The following is an 18,014-nucleotide window of genomic DNA, read 5'->3' on the forward strand; positions in this document are numbered from 1 at the left end:
TGCGATCAGCAATGAAAAATAGCGATCGCGGTAACTGGGTGAAGAATGTTATTAGCCTGCATCCGAACAAAAAATGGCGATCGCGGTGACTGCATTTTTGCTTGTTCAGCTTGTTCCCATTCCGTGCGAATCTCAGCGTCAATCTCTTCTTGATTGTCAAAATAATAACCCATCGCTGCATGAGCCTCAGCTAATCTTAAATCCGGATGCTGACGGCACATTTCCTCAACTGACCAGCCGTAAGCCAGGTAATCCATCACAATTTGAGCAACACGCACACGGGGTAAACGCTGCAAATGTGCAGGCTCATGTAAACTAGTTTTCTCTATATGAGGATAAATTACTGTACTGGTCATAGCATTCGACCAACCGCTTCCTAAACCTTCATTATAGCTAGTATACTGGCTAATATATCTGCTGGATAGGCTGGTTTACAGTAGCGATCGCGCTCATAATTTGTTGAAAAAATCAGCATATCAAAAATTGCGATCGTTAATAACCCACACTCTTGCATTCCTCTTTGTGCCTTTGCGCCTCTGCGTGAAAAAAAATTATCCCTGCAACAAATCGACCTAAACCGAGTGGATCAAGAACAAGATAAATATATGCACATCCATATTAAGTGGTACTGAAATTTATAACTAAATAAAAAAATTCCCACCCAAGGATAAACTTGGATGGGTAATAGGGGGTAAGGATGCGATCGCATCCCCACCAATCGCTATGAAAATTATTTGCTTTCTGTGAAGTCAGCATCAATGACATCATCACCGCCGCCAGAAGGAGGAGTGGGGCCGCCATCACCAGCACCAGGCGCACCAGGCGCAGCACCACCAGCTTGTTGATAGATGTTGCTACCAACTGCGAATAATGCTTGTTGTAATTCTGGTGTCAGCTTCTTAATTTGCTCATCATCTTCTTTGGCTACAGCTTCGCGCAAGTCTTTCACCAAACCTTCAACTTTGGTTTTGTCAGCCGCAGGAACTTTATCACCTAATTCTTGCAGTTGCTTCTCTGCTTGGTAAGCCAAGGAATCAGCTTGGTTCTTGCGTTCAATCTTCTCGCGACGTTCCTTATCAGAAGAAGCGTTTTGTTCAGCTTCTCTCACCATCCGGTCAACATCGTTTTTATCTAGTGTTGAAGCACCAGTGATGCTGATGGATTGTTCCTTACCAGTACCTTTGTCTTTTGCAGTTACGTTAAGGATACCGTTAGCGTCGATGTCAAAGATAACTTCAATTTGGGGGACACCGCGTGGTGCAGAAGGAATACCATCTAAGCGGAAGGTTCCCAGACTCTTGTTATCGTTAGCAAATTCCCGTTCACCTTGAAGAACGTGAATTTCTACATTGCTTTGACCGTCAACTGCTGTTGAGAATACTTCAGATTTCTTGGTAGGAATTGTGGTGTTACGAGGAATAATCTTAGTCATCACACCACCCAAGGTTTCTACGCCTAGAGACAATGGTGTTACGTCTAACAACAAGATACCAGTAACATCACCAGCTAATACCCCAGCTTGAATAGCCGCACCAACAGCTACCACTTCATCAGGGTTAACAGTTTGGTTAGGATCTCTACCTAACAACCGCTTCACTAACTGTTGTACTGCGGGAATCCGGGTAGAACCGCCCACGAGTACCACTTCATCGATATTGTCTTTGGTTAGCTTGGCATCTCTGAGAGCGTTTTCTACAGGGATGCGGGAACGGTCGATTAAGTCAGAGCAGAGTTCTTCAAACTGAGCGCGGGTTAAAGTTGTATCCAGGTGCTTCGGCCCGTCTTGGGTAGCGGTGATAAATGGTAAGTTAATTTCCGCTTGGGTAACGCTGGAAAGCTCAATCTTCGCTTTTTCAGCAGCTTCAGTTAAACGCTGTAAGGCTTGTCTATCTTTGCGTAAATCGATACCTTCTTCTTTGCGGAATTGTTCAGCTAAGAAGTCAACAATTTTCTTATCGAAGTCATCACCACCAAGGTGGGTATCACCAGATGTTGCTAGTACTTCAAATACGCCATCACCAACTTCTAAGACAGATACGTCGAAGGTACCACCACCAAGGTCAAATACCAGAATGGTTTCGTTACTCTTCTTGTCAAATCCGTAAGCTAGAGAAGCGGCTGTAGGCTCGTTGATAATCCGCAGAACTTCAATACCAGCAATTTTACCAGCGTCTTTTGTAGCTTGGCGCTGAGAGTCGTTAAAATAAGCCGGAACAGTAATTACAGCTTGTGTAACAGTTTCGCCTAGATATTTACTAGCATCTTCAACTAGTTTGCGCAGAACCTTAGCAGAAATTTCTTCAGGAGCAAATTGTTTACCAGCCCCAGGAGAGTCTACTTTAACGTTACCGCTACTGCTGAGTACTTTATAGGAAACTTCTGTAGCTTCGTTTGTAACTTCATCAAAGCGGCGACCAATAAAGCGCTTCACAGAGTAGAAAGTGTTTTCTGGGTTCATTACCGCTTGACGTTTAGCGATTTGCCCTACCAAAGTATCGCCGTTTTTCGCAAATGCTACAACAGATGGTGTTGTCCGAAAACCCTCTGCGTTAGCAATAACCGTGGGTTTACCACCTTCCATGACTGCTACGCAGGAGTTTGTTGTACCTAAGTCTATTCCAACTACCTTTGCCATTTTAACTGCTGGCTCCGTATAACTACAAATGAATGAGATTTATTAAGGTCTAAATTTTTGAACCAACTGTGTTGATTAATGCAGCCAGTTCAGCATGAATACCTTTGGTGGGGTTTTTTGGGGCATGAGACCCAATACTATGCTGATATATATACTGAGCTTATGTAGTCAGTTCATTAAAGGGGGTTTCCCGAACCTGTTAAGGGACGGTTCAACTTGACGATGCATTGAGTTGGCTCATGGATTAATTCGCTTGCACACTGTACTAATGTATGAGAATTAATACTTTCAGGAATTGGGGCGAACCGTAAAATCAAAGTGGGGTTTGCCGTCTTTATAATATTTGTCAGTAGTCAGTGGTCAGTTGTCAGTTGTTGAGAAGTCAATGATTAGATGTAAATACTCGTGCAGCTATTTCCCAATTTCAAGCTGCATTAACACATGGTCATCCTACAGCTTTGGCTGCTTCTGATTTAACCGCAACGGCGATCGCATATCTGATCAATGGTGGCGATTCACAAGGTTTACCTTCCCGGCTCTACAACTATGCCCAGAGTCAGCGCTCAGTTTATCATCATGATTGGCTCGGTTCGCTTTGGCAACCTTCCTACATCAATACACCAGAGGAATTTATCAGGAAAGCTAGCTGAAAACCCTTGAGAAACAGCAACGCAGTTGCGCTTTTCGTACTTCAAGCAAGGGGACGGCAGTTGCGCGACTGCCGGGAAACCCGTCCAACGCACTGCCTGATGAAAGCCGCGCTTCAGGTGTTTACGCCTGGGTCACGTTTTGGTAAAATTTAAGTCTAACAGGAACGGTAATCAACCTGTATAAAAACCTAACTGCCTAACGGCAATCTGTACCTTGACAATTGAAGATATGGGGTTCTATTCCATAGTTCTAGTTCCTGCCCAGGAATAGGTAAAATCTACCCTTCGGGAACGCTGCGCGAACACGGGGGCTAGACGACACAGAATTTGAACAAACAAATTCTTGGAGTAATCCAACTACCGAGGGGCACTCGGAAAGTTAAAGCTTGAGGAGAGAACCACCTCTAGTTTAGATACCGCAAGGGGTCTAATCTAAGTGGACTCGTTGAATCAAGAATCCCTGTGGCTTTAGCCCAGGGAGTGTCAATAGTCGTGGCTGGGATGAATGTCTCGCTGTACTCGATCGCCTCAACAATGCATTAGCTAATCCCAACCGCAAAGCCGATCCTTGTTTAGCCACAGGTGATGGTTGGGTAGCAGAAAAAGCCTTCGCTACAGGTTTATTATGCTTTTTACTGTTTCCCGAAGCACCATTAGCCGCAATACGACGCGCAGCAGTTACAGCAGGTGATTCTGATTCAATTGCTTGTTTAACTGGGGCTTTTGCTGGGGCTTATTTAGGTATGGCTGCTTGGCCGGAAGATTGGGTAACTCGTATTGAATACCGCGATCAACTCACAGAAATAGGTAAACTGTGGGATTGACTTTTTTTGCTGCCAATTTAACAGCGTAAAAGCGGTAAAATCGCAAAAGCGCAAATTTCAGCCCAGCTAGAGTGAAAACTGACAGCATCTTTTATCGCCTTTTTCAAGAACTACCAGAAATTTTTTTTGAATTAATTGGTAATCCTCCCGAAAATGCAGAGGCTTATCAATTTTCCTCTGTGGAAATTAAGCAGACTGCATTTCGGATTGATGGTGTTTTTCTCCCAATTCAAGGAGAACAGAATCCGATTTACTTTGTGGAAGTTCAATTTCAACCTGACGCAGAAATTTATTCGCGCCTAGTTTCGGAAATTTATTTATACCTACGTCAAAACCAACCGAAAAATTATTGGCGGGGAGTAGTCATTTATCCAACGCGAAGTCTAGATATATCAGATATCCATAATTACAGCGAATTATTCACCAGTCAGCGTATCAGTCGGATCTATCTGGATGAATTAGGTGAAATAGCATCATTGCCAGTTGGTATTGCTACTATTAAATTAGTTCTGGAAGATAAAGATACAGCAATTGTAAGTGCTAGGGAATTAATCAACAGAACCCAACAGGAAATTAACACCGGATCAAAACAGCGACAGTTACTAGAATTGATAGAGACAATCTTGGTTTATAAGTTTCCTACTATGAGTCGAGAGGACATAGAGAGTATGTTTGGTTTAAGTGAGTTGAAGCAGACAAAAGTTTATCAAGAAGCAAAGCAGGAAGGTATTGAGGAAGGTAGACAGAGAGGTATTGCAGAAGCGAATTTAAATGCTATCTCTGGAATGCTAATGTTAGGTTTGACAATTGAACAAATTGCCCAAGCTTTGAACTTAGATATTGAACAAGTGAGAAATGCTGCACAACAAGCAAAAACTCAGAATGATAGATAATTGATCGTCGTTAAAATCTCTGACTAGACTTATACAACAAGGAAAATTATTACCCTCACAGCACTAAGTTTGATGTGACTAAAATTATCGAAAATTTGGCGATCGCTAAATTCGTATTTTAATTAAGAAATATCAATAAGTTGACATTTTGAATTCTTTATATGCTTACTCTCTCTCCTAGCCTGCAAGCTAGACTTTCCCAACCTCTGAAAATCGGCTCCTTTGAAGTCAACAGCCGGGTTTTACAGTCGCCTTTATCTGGAGTCACAGATTTGGTATTTCGCCGTTTGGTACGTCGCTACGCGCCAGATTCGATGATGTACACAGAAATGGTAAATGCTACGGGGTTGCACTATGTGAAACAGTTACCGAAAATTATGGAGGTAGATCCCAACGAACGACCAATTAGCATACAGTTATTTGACTGTCGCCCAGATTTTTTAGCAGAAGCTGCAATTAAAGCTGTCGCTGAAGGTGCGGATACTGTTGATATTAATATGGGTTGTCCGGTTAATAAAATTACCAAAAATGGTGGTGGTTCTTCGCTGTTACGTCAGCCAGAAGTCGCAGAAGCAATTGTGCGGGAAGTAGTGAAGGCTGTTGATGTTCCAGTAACAGTGAAAACTCGTATTGGCTGGAATGATAAAGAAATTACCATTCTCGATTTTGCCAAGCGAATGGAAGATGCTGGCGCAAAAATGATCACTGTCCACGGGCGTACTCGTGCCCAAGGATACAATGGTAATGCACGTTGGGAATGGATTGCCCGTGTAAAGGAAGTACTTTCTATTCCAGTGATTGGCAACGGGGATATATTCTCTGTAGAAGCGGCGGTGAAATGTTTAGAACAAACTGGTGCTGATGGGGTAATGTGTTCTCGCGGAACTTTAGGTTATCCGTTTTTGGTGGGAGAAGTCGATCATTTCTTGAAAACTGGAGAATTGTTAAGGCCACCGACTCCGATTCAGCGTTTAGAATGTGCCAGAGATCATTTACAAGCTTTGTGGGAATATAAAGGCGATCGCGGTGTTCGTCAAGCTCGTAAGCACATGACTTGGTACGCTAAAGGTTTTGTCGGTGCTGCTGACTTGCGCGGACAGTTAAGCTTAGTAGAAAATGTTAATCAAGGTTTAGATTTAATCGATCGCGCCATTGAACAATTGACTAAGGGTTATGAACCAGAAGTAGATACAGAATCTAACTTTGCTATAGCCTAAAGTTCATAGTCAATCATTTTGAATCTGTACTAATTTTGACAAGACTTTCAGCAATAACCACTACAGAATTATCAAATTGGGTTGAGCAAGCTAAATCCCATGTTCATCGTGGAAGAGTAGCCGATCGCACTCCGCGATTAAACATGGCTAATCCCTATTGGTTTGCGGTTCACATCTGTTGTGTCACGGGACAAAATTACAGCGTTGGCGATACAGCTTGTGTATTCCCACTCATGAGTGTAGTTAAAGCGTTTTCGCTACTCTATCTGTTAGAAACGTTCGGTGCAGAGAAGGTTTTGCAATGGGTAGGCGTTGAACCATCACAAGCACCGTTTAATTCTTTAGATCAATTAATTGCCGATCGCGGTTACCCCCGCAATCCGATGATTAACAGTGGCGCTATTACTTTAGCAGCTAAATTACCGGGTGATCATGCTAGCGATCGCACTCAGCGTTTTTGTCAATGGCTGAATCGATTAGCTGGTTGTCAGCTAAAGTTAGATGAATTAATGCTAGCTTCAGTTCGCTTAACACGTTCGCCAGCTAATCAAGCGATCGCTAATTATTTAGCAGAAACCCAGTATCTCGATAATCCAGAAATGGCTCTTGACACATACGAACAAATATGCTGCTTATCGGGACAGGTAGAAGACTTAGCTTTAATTGGCAAACTCTTAGCAGTGAGAGATGGGATAATATCAGCAAAAAACCGCCGAATTGTTAATGCTGTCATGTTCACCTGCGGATTATATGAAGCATCTGCCGAGTTTGCTGTCAGAATTGGTCTACCAATGAAATCGGGCATAGGTGGTGGACTGTTAGCAATAATACCAGGCGCAGGAGCGATCGCTTGTTACAGCCCAGCCTTAGATACCGTAGGAAATCCCGTAGCAGGGTTAGCATTTGTCGAAACTTTAGCACAGCAGCTAGAGTTGAGTATTTTTGGCTAAAACTGAGAGAATTAGTTTTTTGCTGAACAAACCTGCAACTCGTAGGGGCGGGGTTACCCCGCCCCTACAATTTGGCATAATTTATTTTTTGGAGTTCCCTAAATCATAATTATGAAGCCTGCCAAAGCAGGCTTTGTTCAATTAGCCGCACCCTTCTAGGGTGACGGCGGAATTTCGGATGCAGGGAGAGATATCGGCCTTAATTAGGTGTAGACGGCTCAACAATTTCTGGTATTGTAGGCTCTACACTCGGTGATGTTTGAGGAGTAGGGCGTGGGCGACGCTGAAAATATTTGCTTAATCGCGTTGTTAAAGGCTGTTCTACCTCTGGTTGCGGTGACTCTGTAACAGTCGGCGTTGGTGTTACCTCTGGTTGCGGCGACTCTGTAACAGTTGGTGTTGGTGTTACCTCTGATTGCGGCGACTCTGTAACAGTCGGTGTCGGCGTTACCTCTGGTTGCGGTGATTCTGTAACAGTCGGCGTCGGTGTTACCTCTGGTTGCGGTGATTCTGTAACAGTCGGCGTCGGTGTTACCTCTGGTTGCGGCGATGGTGTAACAATCGGCGTCGGTGTTACCTCTGGTTGTATTGGCGACTCGCTAGGAGATGGTGTATCTACTGAATGAGGACGACGCTGGAAATATCCGCCAGATTTTGGTTTTTCTGGTAACTGAGTAGCTTCAGGAGTTGGTGTTATTTCTGGTTGTGGTTCTACTATCGGTTCTGGCTGTTTTGATTCAGTAGGCTGTGTTATCGGTGTTTCTGGAACCTTAACTTCTGGAGTTGGCTGTGGTGCAGGTGTGGGTTTTGGTGTTGGTACTTTAGCAGTATAATTTGGGTCTACAATCCCACGTAACTCATCTGCAGTTAGTTCTCCTCTCACAATTCTCGAAAGCGTATCTTTACCATTAGGCTGGTAATTAATGATTCCCACTGTTGTATTAAAGACATTTTTGACAGGATTACCCTGATTATCAAGAAATTCCAGTTTTACCCAATTTTTACCTGGTTTAAAACCTTTGAGGTAAACAGCTTGCCAACGATCCAAAATAAAGCTTTCACCATTAATCGTGCAACGAATCCGCCAATCACTGAGATTATCCTTGGGGTTATCTTGCGCTAAAAGGTGTAGAGGGGCATTAGTCAGGTAAAAGTCCAGTAAGATAGGTTCTGCCCCATAGTCACCTTGAGGAATGCTGTAAGTTAACAATGGTAGAGACGGATCGGGGTTGTTATCTTCAGTTTTGGTAACAATATGAAATTGTATCTGGGCATAAGCACCTTCATTTTTAAAACTTTCATCCCAAGGGCGCGAGGCAAAGACACGCAAAGTATGAGTGCCTGGGGCTAAATCTGATAACACCAGGGGCTGATTTAAATCATAAACAGGTATATAAGGCTGATTATCAAGAATTACATGCAGATGATTCCCTAATTTCAGTTCTGGGTTCTTAAATATGGGTAGATCCTTCACCTGCAAGCGCACTGTAACTTGATTTTCTTGCAGGACTTCCTCGGCTTTTGGTGTAATTATTGTCACCTGTGGCTGGTAGACTTCCAAAGCTGGGCGTAGTTCTTGAATTGTATCGGGTGGGGAAACTTCCGCAAACTCTTTGGCAATCTGTTGCGGTTTACCCGTATCACCCAAAGATACATCTTGGCTGACAGCTTTGTCACCACACCCTGCCAAACTCAAGATGATTAACAATGTCATCAGCAATTTCACCATAGCGAACCTCCGGGGGAGGAGATTCTCTAAAACTTTTTTCTGCCAAGAGTTCATGCCTTCTACCCAGCGATGTCTTCAAGAACTGCCAAATTATTTTGGCTCAAACTGTCCATAGGGAACTATAGCCCAAAATTTTTACTGCTGTATCCACGTTGAGGAAAGGCCAAGGTAGGAGTGGACTAAGAAAGTCCGAACTGTAGACGGATAAATTTTCATTAAGTTCCGCCTTTACTACCGATGTTACCTCTGCTTCCCTGACTCACCAGGAAAAACAAATTTAGCATTCGCCATTTTGGGCGACATACCATGAAGATGCCATTTATTTGACAGTTTTTTGCTAATCGTAATTTAAGGCTAACAGTAGCAAGCGCAACAGTCAAAAGCCTTACTGTACGCCTACAACCTATAATTTTTACGAATTGTGTTTGTTTGTAAATTAAATGAATAATCTATTGACTTTTTGTCCATTGTTTTGAAGTTCAAAGGCAGATTGGACAGATATTCTGGTGATTTTGAATTATTGTTAAATTATCTCCAACAATGTACAAGTTAAGACTTTATAATTCAACAGAAACAAACTTCCACATCGGGTCTTCATCGCCCCCCAGAATTTTCTGGAGGATGCGGTAATGGTTTACTTTGTGGTTTCCTGATTCCTCATTCCTTATCTAGAGAGGAGGTCGAATGACGATTAGTCCTCCGGAGCGAGAGGAGAAAAAAGCAAAAGTAATAGTCGATAACGATCCAGTACCTACCTCATTTGAGAAATGGGCACAACCAGGTCACTTCGACAGAACTTTAGCTAGAGGTCCCAAAACCACCACATGGATTTGGAACCTACATGCCCTCGCCCACGATTTTGATACACATACAAGCGATCTAGAAGAAATCTCCCGCAAGATATTTGCTGCCCACTTCGGTCACCTAGCCGTAGTGACCATTTGGTTGAGCGGGATGATATTCCACGGCGCTAAGTTTTCCAACTACGAAGCTTGGTTAAGCGACCCTCTAAACGTTAAGCCTAGTGCGCAAGTAGTTTGGCCAATTGTTGGACAAGACATTTTAAACGGTGATGTTGGCGGTGGCTTCCACGGTATTCAAATCACCTCTGGCTTGTTCCAAGTATGGCGTGGCTGGGGTATTACCAACTCCTTCCAGTTGTACTGTACTGCCATCGGCGGCTTGGTATTAGCAGGCTTATTCCTGTTTGCCGGTTGGTTCCATTACCACAAGCGCGCTCCCAAACTGGAATGGTTCCAGAATGTGGAGTCTATGTTGAACCACCACCTACAAGTATTGCTAGGTTGCGGTTCCTTGGGATGGGCTGGACACTTAATCCACGTGTCCGCACCGACCAACAAGCTGTTGGATGCAGGGGTAGCTATCAAAGATATCCCCTTGCCCCACGAGTTCATCCTGAACAAAGACTTGTTGACCGAGCTTTATCCCAGCTTTGCCAGTGGTTTAGCACCTTTCTTCACCTTGAACTGGGGTCAGTATGCTGACTTCTTGACCTTCAAGGGTGGTCTCAACCCAGTAACAGGCGGCTTGTGGCTGACAGATATCTCTCACCACCACTTGGCGATCGCTGTACTGTTTATCATTGCTGGTCACCAATACCGCACCAACTGGGGTATCGGTCACAGCATTAAAGAGATCCTCGAAAACCATAAAGGTCCTTTCACTGGTGAAGGCCACAAAGGTCTTTACGAAAACCTGACAACTTCTTGGCACGCTCAGTTAGGCACTAACCTTGCCTTCTTGGGTTCCTTGACCATCATCATCGCGCACCACATGTACGCGATGCCACCCTACCCATATTTGGCAACTGATTACGCTACACAGTTGTGTATCTTTACTCACCATATTTGGATAGGTGGTTTCCTAATCGTGGGAGGCGCTGCTCACGCGGCTATCTTCATGGTTCGGGATTACGATCCAGTTGTTAACCAAAACAACGTACTGGATCGGGTGATTCGTCACCGGGATGCGATTATCTCTCACTTAAACTGGGTTTGTATTTTCCTCGGCTTCCATAGCTTTGGACTTTACATCCACAACGACACAATGCGTGCATTGGGTCGTCCCGAAGATATGTTCTCCGATACAGCAATTCAGTTGCAGCCAGTATTTGCGCAATGGGTACAAAATATCCATGCCTTAGCGCCTGGTTCCACTGCTCCTAATGCGCTAGAACCGGTTAGCTATGTCTTTGGTGGTGGTATTTTGGCTGTAGGTGGAAAAGTAGCAGCTGCTCCTATTGCTTTGGGTACAGCAGACTTCTTAATTCACCACATTCATGCCTTTACCATTCACGTAACTGTTCTCATCCTACTCAAGGGTGTGCTGTTCGCTCGTAGTTCTCGTCTGATCCCAGACAAGGCTAACTTGGGCTTCCGCTTCCCTTGCGACGGTCCTGGTCGTGGTGGTACCTGCCAAGTTTCTGGTTGGGATCACGTATTCCTCGGACTATTCTGGATGTATAACTCCCTGTCAATTGTAATTTTCCACTTCAGCTGGAAGATGCAATCTGATGTATGGGGAACAGTAGACGCAGCAGGTGATGTAACTCACATTACTGGTGGTAACTTTGCCCAAAGTGCCATCACAATCAACGGTTGGTTGCGTGACTTCTTGTGGGCGCAAGCTTCACAAGTAATCAACTCCTACGGAAGTGAACTGTCTGCTTACGGACTCATGTTCTTAGGCGCTCACTTTGTATGGGCATTCAGCTTGATGTTCCTGTTCAGTGGTCGCGGCTACTGGCAAGAATTAATTGAGTCCATCGTTTGGGCGCATAATAAACTGAAGGTAGCACCAGCTATTCAACCTCGCGCTTTGAGCATTACTCAAGGTCGGGCAGTAGGTGTAGCTCACTACCTCTTAGGAGGAATTGCTACTACCTGGGCATTCTTCCACGCACATATTCTTTCAGTAGGATAGCAATCAGCGAATTGAGGGTTTTGGTGAGGCAGCTTGCTCTGGGAATAATCCGCAAAGAGCAACTGCCAAACCAGGAAAGATTTGAGATTTAGCCCAAAATCAAAAATCTATACCAAACATCTAAAATCCAAAATGCAGCTGAAACCTGATGGCTAAAGGTCAGAGGAATTATCACACCTATGGCAACAAAATTTCCAAAATTTAGCCAGGATCTCGCACAGGACCCGACTACTCGTCGGATATGGTATGCGATCGCAACAGGCAATGACTTTGAAAGCCATGATGGCATGACTGAAGAAAATCTTTACCAAAAGATTTTCGCCACTCACTTCGGTCACTTGGCAATCATCTTCCTGTGGGCTTCCAGCCTCCTGTTCCATGTAGCCTGGCAAGGTAACTTTGAACAGTGGATCAAAGATCCCCTTCACATCCGTCCCATCGCTCACGCAATTTGGGACCCCCACTTCGGTAAACCAGCGATCGAAGCTTTCACCCAAGCTGGTGCTAGTAATCCTGTAAACATTGCTTACTCTGGTGTTTACCACTGGTGGTACACCATCGGTATGCGCACAAACAGCGAACTGTACGCAGGTTCAGTTTTCCTACTACTGTTTGCAGCCGTACTACTGTTTGCAGGTTGGTTGCACTTGCAACCTAAGTACCGTCCTAGCCTAGCTTGGTTCAAGAATGCTGAATCTCGCTTGAACCACCACTTAGCTGGTTTGTTCGGCGTTAGCTCTCTGGCTTGGGCTGGTCACTTAATCCACGTTGCTATCCCCGAAGCTCGCGGACAGCACGTAGGTTGGGACAACTTCCTCAGCACCGCTCCCCACCCAGCAGGGTTACAACCCTTCTTCACTGGTAACTGGAGTGTTTATGCCCAAAATCCTGACACAGCAGGTCATATTTTCGGCACATCTCAAGGTGCAGGTACTGCAATCCTGACTTTCTTAGGTGGTTTCCATCCCCAAACAGAAGCTTTGTGGTTGACTGACATTGCTCACCACCACTTAGCGATCGCTGTACTCTTCATTGTTGCTGGTCACATGTACCGTACCAACTTTGGTATTGGTCACAGCATCAAAGAAATGATGAATGCCAAAACTTTCTTTGGCAAACCTGTTGAAGGCCCGTTCAATATGCCTCACCAAGGTATATATGACACCTACAACAACTCCCTGCACTTCCAATTAGGTTGGCACCTAGCTTGCTTGGGTGTTGTTACCTCTTGGGTAGCGCAACACATGTACTCCATGCCTTCCTATGCATTTATTGCTAAGGACTACACCACACAGGCAGCGTTGTACACCCACCACCAATACATCGCCATCTTCTTGATGGTTGGTGCTTTCGCCCACGGCGCTATCTTCTGGGTTCGTGACTACGACCCCGAACAAAACAAAGGTAACGTACTAGACCGTGTTCTCAAGCACAAAGAAGCGATTATCTCCCACCTCAGCTGGGTATCTCTCTTCTTAGGCTTCCACACTCTAGGCTTATACGTTCACAACGACGTAGTAGTTGCTTTCGGTACTCCTGAAAAGCAAATCCTAATTGAGCCAGTATTTGCTCAGTTCGTCCAAGCAGCTAATGGTAAGGTACTTTACGGATTGGATGTACTATTGTCCAACCCTGATAGTATTGCTTACACAGCTTATCCGAACTACGCTAACGTCTGGTTACCTGGTTGGTTAGATGCTATTAATGCTGGTACCAACTCCCTGTTCTTAACAATTGGCCCTGGCGATTTCTTGGTACACCACGCGATCGCACTTGGTCTGCACACCACCACCTTGATTCTCGTTAAGGGTGCTTTGGATGCTCGCGGCTCCAAGCTGATGCCCGATAAAAAGGACTTCGGTTATGCATTCCCTTGCGACGGCCCTGGTCGTGGCGGTACTTGCGATATCTCTGCTTGGGACGCTTTCTATCTAGCTTTGTTCTGGGCATTGAACACAGTAGGTTGGTTAACCTTCTACTGGCACTGGAAACACCTGGGTGTTTGGCAAGGTAACGTTGCTCAGTTCAACGAAAACTCCACCTACCTCATGGGCTGGTTCCGTGACTACCTCTGGGCTAACTCCGCTCAGTTGATCAACGGTTACAACCCCTACGGCGTGAATAACCTGTCTGTTTGGGCTTGGATGTTCCTATTCGGACACCTAATCTGGGCAACAGGCTTCATGTTCCTCATCTCCTGGAGAGGTTACTGGCAAGAGTTGATTGAAACTCTAGTTTGGGCACACGAGCGTACTCCTCTAGCTAACTTAGTTCGCTGGAAAGATAAGCCCGTTGCACTCTCCATCGTTCAAGCTCGTTTGGTTGGTTTAGCTCACTTCACCGTTGGCTACTTCGTAACCTACGCAGCGTTCCTAATCGCTTCTACTGCTGGTAAGTTCGGTTGATCTGGCTACTAGTTTTGTAGGTGATTAAACAAAATCCCTCGCCGCAAGGTGGGGGATTTTTTGTTGGGATAGTAAAAATATTCAATTTTCTTTTTATTAATGGGAAGGATAAGGAAAGGGCGGGCAAGATGCCCACCCCACAAGAAAAATAACCTACTATACTAAATGCAAGAGCCAAAGTTGAAAATTTTCAGAGAAGATTGCCTCATTGGGAGTTAGATGGGGCAGTTTATTTTATTACCTTTAATACTTGGGAGAAGTTAGAACTTAGCCCAGAAGCTAGAGAAATAGTTTTTAATTCTTGCTTGTTTTTTAATCAAAAGAGATATCAAATATTTGTCTTAGTAATCATGACAAATCATGTGCATTTGCTCATTCAACCTTTACTCAAATCTGAAAATGAGTTTTGGTCACTGAGTAGTATTATGAACAGTATTAAAAGTTATAGTGCTAAACAAATTCCCAAAGTGATGAAACATATAGGTACAGTTTGGCAAGATGAAAGATATGACCGTATTGTTAGGGATGACCAAGAGTTTCAACAATATTGGCAATACATTAGAGAAAATCCTGTGAAAGAAGGGCTGTCATCAAACCCAGAAGATTACCCTTTCTTTTGGCAACTTCCCGAATAATCTCAATCATCACATTCTCTCTTATACTGTCAAATTTTCTCTTGTGAGCTATCTTGTGGGGTGGGCATCTTGCCCGCCCTTTGTAGCCTTAAGTGGCAGTTTAAAATTAATTATTGAATTGATTTAATTCTCTCTATTGCCTCTGAATATTTTTTTGTATTACCTTGTTCTAAATAAAGGTTAGCAGCAAGCTGCCAATCTTTAATTGCAGCTTGCTTATCTCCTAATTCATAGCGAACCCAAGCCCGATTATAGTAAGCAGTAGCATTTTTTGTGTTTAACTGAATTGCTGTGTTGAAATCTTGTAAAGCTCCCTGTTTATCACCTAAATCGGAGCGAGCAAGACCTCGGTTGTTATAAGCAGAATCATATTTAGGGTTAAGCTTAATTGCTTTATTATAGTCTTGCAAAGCACCCTGTTTATCCCCTAAATCGGAGCGAGCAAGACCTCGATTGTTATAAGCAGAATCATATTTAGGGTTAAGCTCAATTGCTTTACTGTAGTCTTGCAAAGCACCCTGTTTATCCCCTAATTCATTCCGTAATCTAGCGCGAGCGATGTAATTAAAAGAAGGATGAATGTAAGATGAAGAACTTTTAGATTCAAGCTCAATTACTTTATTGTAGTCTTGCAAAGCACCCTGTTTATCCCCTAATTCACTCCGTAATATAGCACGAGCGCTGTAACCAAAAGACCTTTCAGGTTCAAGCTCAATTACTTTATTGTAGTCTTGCAAAGCCCCCTGTTTATCCCCTAATTCACTCCGTAATCTAGCGCGTTCGATGTAACCAAAAAACCTTTCAGGTTCAAGCTCAATTACTTTATTGTAGTCTTGCAAAGCCCCCTGTTTATCCCCTAATTCACTCCGTAATCTAGCGCGAGCGCTGTAAGAATAACGGTCAGGTTCAGGTTCAAGCTCAATTACTTTATTGTAGTCTTGCAAAGCCCCCTGTTTATCCCCTAATTCACTCCGTAATCTAGCGCGAGCGCTGTAACCAAAAGACCTTTCAGGTTCAAGCTCAATTACTTTATTGTAGTCTTGCAAAGCTCCTTTATCATCATTCAAGAATATGTCACGTAAATTACCTCTATCAATATAAAGTTGGTAATTATTTGGGTCAATTTGAATTGCTTGGTTGTAACGTTGCAACCTTGCGTTGCTATCACTATTCCATGAATTCAAATTTAATAGATACCTATCCTTGTTATTAGGGTCAATTTGAATCGCTTTTTTGATATCTTCTATAAATCCTGACTCATCGCCTAATTTCTCACGAACTTCAGCCCGCTCAATGTATAACTGGGGGTTTTTAGAATCTAGCTTCATCGCTGCGTTAAGAGCGTCTAAAGCTGCTTTATGATTTCCTGAAGCCTTATAGGTATAACTTTGCTCAATATACTTTGATGGAGAAGGAAAAGATTTCTGCACAAGAGTATAAGCAAACTGGATTATAAATACTCCTATAATTGCTGCACCTATATAATATATTAAGAAATATTTAGACTTGTGATTATTTAAGTTGTTTGTCATACAAATAACACCAATTACTGAATTGAATAGAATTTTTTATAGGAATAAAATTTTGTTGTAGGATTGTAAGCATTGTACTAATGTACCAAATTTTTGATATTATGTTGATATAAATACTGACTGCCCTTGACTTGGCAAGTATGAACACTAAACTTATTAAATGTTTAGTGCAAGTAATATTATCTATCTCTGAAGAAGAACGTTATTTTTTGTCAGAAAAGCTATTTTGAGATTCTTCCTATCCATGCACACCTAACATTATTAAACTTGCACAGAGAAGGAAAGAACCACATCTGTCGTAGGGGCACGGCAATAGTAAAATATTGTATGTACCAAAAGATTATCGGTGCCGTGCCCCTACAGCGTGGTCTATTTACCTGAAAATAGCTGTAAATTTACTGATGGTACGAGCGTTTCAATTGACATTATAAATAAGCAAACAGCGATCGCCTCCAGTTGTTGACTGTTAAGCATTGATTGTTAACCGTGAACCGTCAACAACAGATATGTTGATTAAACCCGCCCGTACAACAATAGCAATGGAATATTGTTTACTTGGAAGTCTCTAAAACTCTCAATTACGTTTTGGTGCAATTCCCCACACTTTAATTTGTTTATCAAAACTACCACTGGCTAACATTTGCCCGTTAGGACTAAAAGCGATCGCACTTATCCAATCTGTATGTTCGCTGAGTGTATTAATTAACTCGCCTGTAGTCCAATCCCACAGCTTAATTCCGTCTTTACCAGCGCTAGCGAGAGTTTTACCATCAGGATGAATAGCGATCGCATTTACCCAATTGTCATGTCCTTTGAGAGTGCGGACTAGTTCGCCAGTATAAATATTCCAAATTTTAATAGTGCGATCGCGGCTAGCAGTAATTAAATGTTCTCCGTTCGGGGTAAAGGCTACAGCAGTGACTATATCCGTATGTCCCACATAGGCGCGAGTTAATTTTTCACTCCCTAAGCTCCATAGTTTCACTACACCTTGATAATCTCCACTAGCTAAGGTTTGCCCATCAGGACTAACAGCGAGAGTATGAATCAAATTACCAAAGCTGGCTAAAGTAGCTAAAGGGCGCTCCTGTGGTAAATCCCATAAGCGAATTCCATCCATCCCACCACTGATGAGAACTTGATTATCTGGGGACACAGCTAAAGACAGCACATTAGTACTATGTCCCACAAAAGAGCGTTTAAATTTCTGATTTTTCAGATTCCAGAGATTAATTGTGTAATCGCTACTACAGCTAGCGAGGGTTTGTCCATCTGGGGAAATTACCAAAGATTCCACCGCAGTTTTATGTGCTTTGCGAATCGTCCCCAGCCTATTCCCTGTTGTCAGATTCCACAAGCGAATTACACCTTCATTGTCTGCTCCACCACTGGCGAGAATTTTGCTATCCGGACTAAAAGCCAGGGATTTTACTGTTCCCCCATGTCCTTGAAGAGTGTAAATTAACTGAGGATGACGAAAATCGGTTTTAAGTTGAGAATTTGTTGCTTCTACAGCAGCATCAGCAGTTTTCCCAGAAAATCCCTGCCAAATTGTCACAGGAAAAGTCATAGCAGCCATAAATGCTAAGACAATATACGGG

General features: G+C 43.3%; 11 protein-coding genes and 2 pseudogenes. 8 read left to right on the plus strand and 5 right to left on the minus strand.

Annotation, left to right across the window (positions count from 1 at the left end; all coding sequences use genetic code 11):
* Nucleotides 1-5 precede the first annotated feature (5 nt).
* Nucleotides 6-356 (minus strand): DUF433 domain-containing protein, encoded by a 351-nt coding sequence (locus AACW45_RS23610; protein WP_190628923.1) that lies wholly within the window; start codon nucleotides 354-356, stop codon nucleotides 6-8.
* Between the two features lie 374 nt (nucleotides 357-730).
* Nucleotides 731-2,635: a molecular chaperone DnaK gene (gene dnaK / locus AACW45_RS23615; protein WP_190628926.1), complete on the minus strand. Its 1,905-nt coding sequence runs from the start codon at nucleotides 2,633-2,635 to the stop codon at nucleotides 731-733.
* Between the two features lie 410 nt (nucleotides 2,636-3,045).
* On the opposite strand from dnaK, the pseudogene AACW45_RS23620 reads away from it, so the two are divergent.
* The 5 genes and pseudogenes from AACW45_RS23620 to glsA form a co-directional block, all read left to right on the plus strand.
* Nucleotides 3,046-3,285, plus strand: a pseudogene (locus AACW45_RS23620) (ADP-ribosylglycohydrolase family protein); the annotation flags it as partial.
* Between the two features lie 449 nt (nucleotides 3,286-3,734).
* Nucleotides 3,735-4,109 carry an ADP-ribosylglycohydrolase family protein gene (locus AACW45_RS23625; RefSeq protein WP_313933734.1) on the plus strand — a complete coding sequence of 125 codons (375 nt, stop codon included), beginning with the start codon at nucleotides 3,735-3,737 and terminating at the stop codon, nucleotides 4,107-4,109.
* 71 nt (nucleotides 4,110-4,180) lie between these two features.
* The gene (locus AACW45_RS23630; RefSeq protein WP_190628927.1) at nucleotides 4,181-5,002 is read left to right on the plus strand and encodes an Rpn family recombination-promoting nuclease/putative transposase; all 822 of its coding nucleotides are present in this window, start codon (nucleotides 4,181-4,183) and stop codon (nucleotides 5,000-5,002) included.
* Between the two features lie 161 nt (nucleotides 5,003-5,163).
* Nucleotides 5,164-6,219: a tRNA dihydrouridine synthase DusB gene (dusB, locus tag AACW45_RS23635; RefSeq protein WP_190628929.1), complete on the plus strand. Its 1,056-nt coding sequence runs from the start codon at nucleotides 5,164-5,166 to the stop codon at nucleotides 6,217-6,219.
* 35 nt (nucleotides 6,220-6,254) lie between these two features.
* Nucleotides 6,255-7,169, plus strand: coding sequence for a glutaminase A (gene glsA / locus AACW45_RS23640; RefSeq protein WP_190628930.1), 915 nt, complete (start codon nucleotides 6,255-6,257; stop codon nucleotides 7,167-7,169).
* Between the two features lie 199 nt (nucleotides 7,170-7,368).
* Here glsA and AACW45_RS23645 read toward each other — a convergent pair whose 3' ends face one another.
* Entirely contained in the window at nucleotides 7,369-8,952 is a 1,584-nt protein-coding gene (locus AACW45_RS23645; protein WP_190628932.1) for a hypothetical protein, read from the minus strand.
* A gap of 630 nt (nucleotides 8,953-9,582) precedes the next feature.
* On the opposite strand from AACW45_RS23645, the gene psaA reads away from it, so the two are divergent.
* From psaA to AACW45_RS23660, 3 genes and pseudogenes are all read left to right on the plus strand, one after another.
* Nucleotides 9,583-11,841, plus strand: coding sequence for a photosystem I core protein PsaA (gene psaA, locus AACW45_RS23650; RefSeq protein WP_190628934.1), 2,259 nt, complete (start codon nucleotides 9,583-9,585; stop codon nucleotides 11,839-11,841).
* 179 nt (nucleotides 11,842-12,020) lie between these two features.
* A complete protein-coding gene (gene psaB / locus AACW45_RS23655) occupies nucleotides 12,021-14,246 on the plus strand; it encodes a photosystem I core protein PsaB (protein WP_190628937.1) in 2,226 nt (741 codons plus the stop codon).
* Nucleotides 14,247-14,411: 165 nt separating this feature from the next.
* Nucleotides 14,412-14,881, plus strand: a pseudogene (locus AACW45_RS23660) (REP-associated tyrosine transposase).
* Between the two features lie 110 nt (nucleotides 14,882-14,991).
* Here AACW45_RS23660 and AACW45_RS23665 read toward each other — a convergent pair.
* Both AACW45_RS23665 and AACW45_RS23670 read right to left on the minus strand, forming a co-directional pair.
* Nucleotides 14,992-16,413 carry a tetratricopeptide repeat protein gene (locus AACW45_RS23665; protein ID WP_190628939.1) on the minus strand — a complete coding sequence of 474 codons (1,422 nt, stop codon included), beginning with the start codon at nucleotides 16,411-16,413 and terminating at the stop codon, nucleotides 14,992-14,994.
* A gap of 574 nt (nucleotides 16,414-16,987) precedes the next feature.
* A complete protein-coding gene (locus AACW45_RS23670) occupies nucleotides 16,988-17,992 on the minus strand; it encodes a WD40 repeat domain-containing protein (protein WP_190629257.1) in 1,005 nt (334 codons plus the stop codon).
* Nucleotides 17,993-18,014: the final 22 nt, after the last annotated feature.

It is taken from the genome of Calothrix sp. FACHB-168 (genome assembly GCF_963889195.1).
GTDB classification, from domain to species: domain Bacteria; phylum Cyanobacteriota; class Cyanobacteriia; order Cyanobacteriales; family Nostocaceae; genus Aulosira; species Aulosira anomala_A.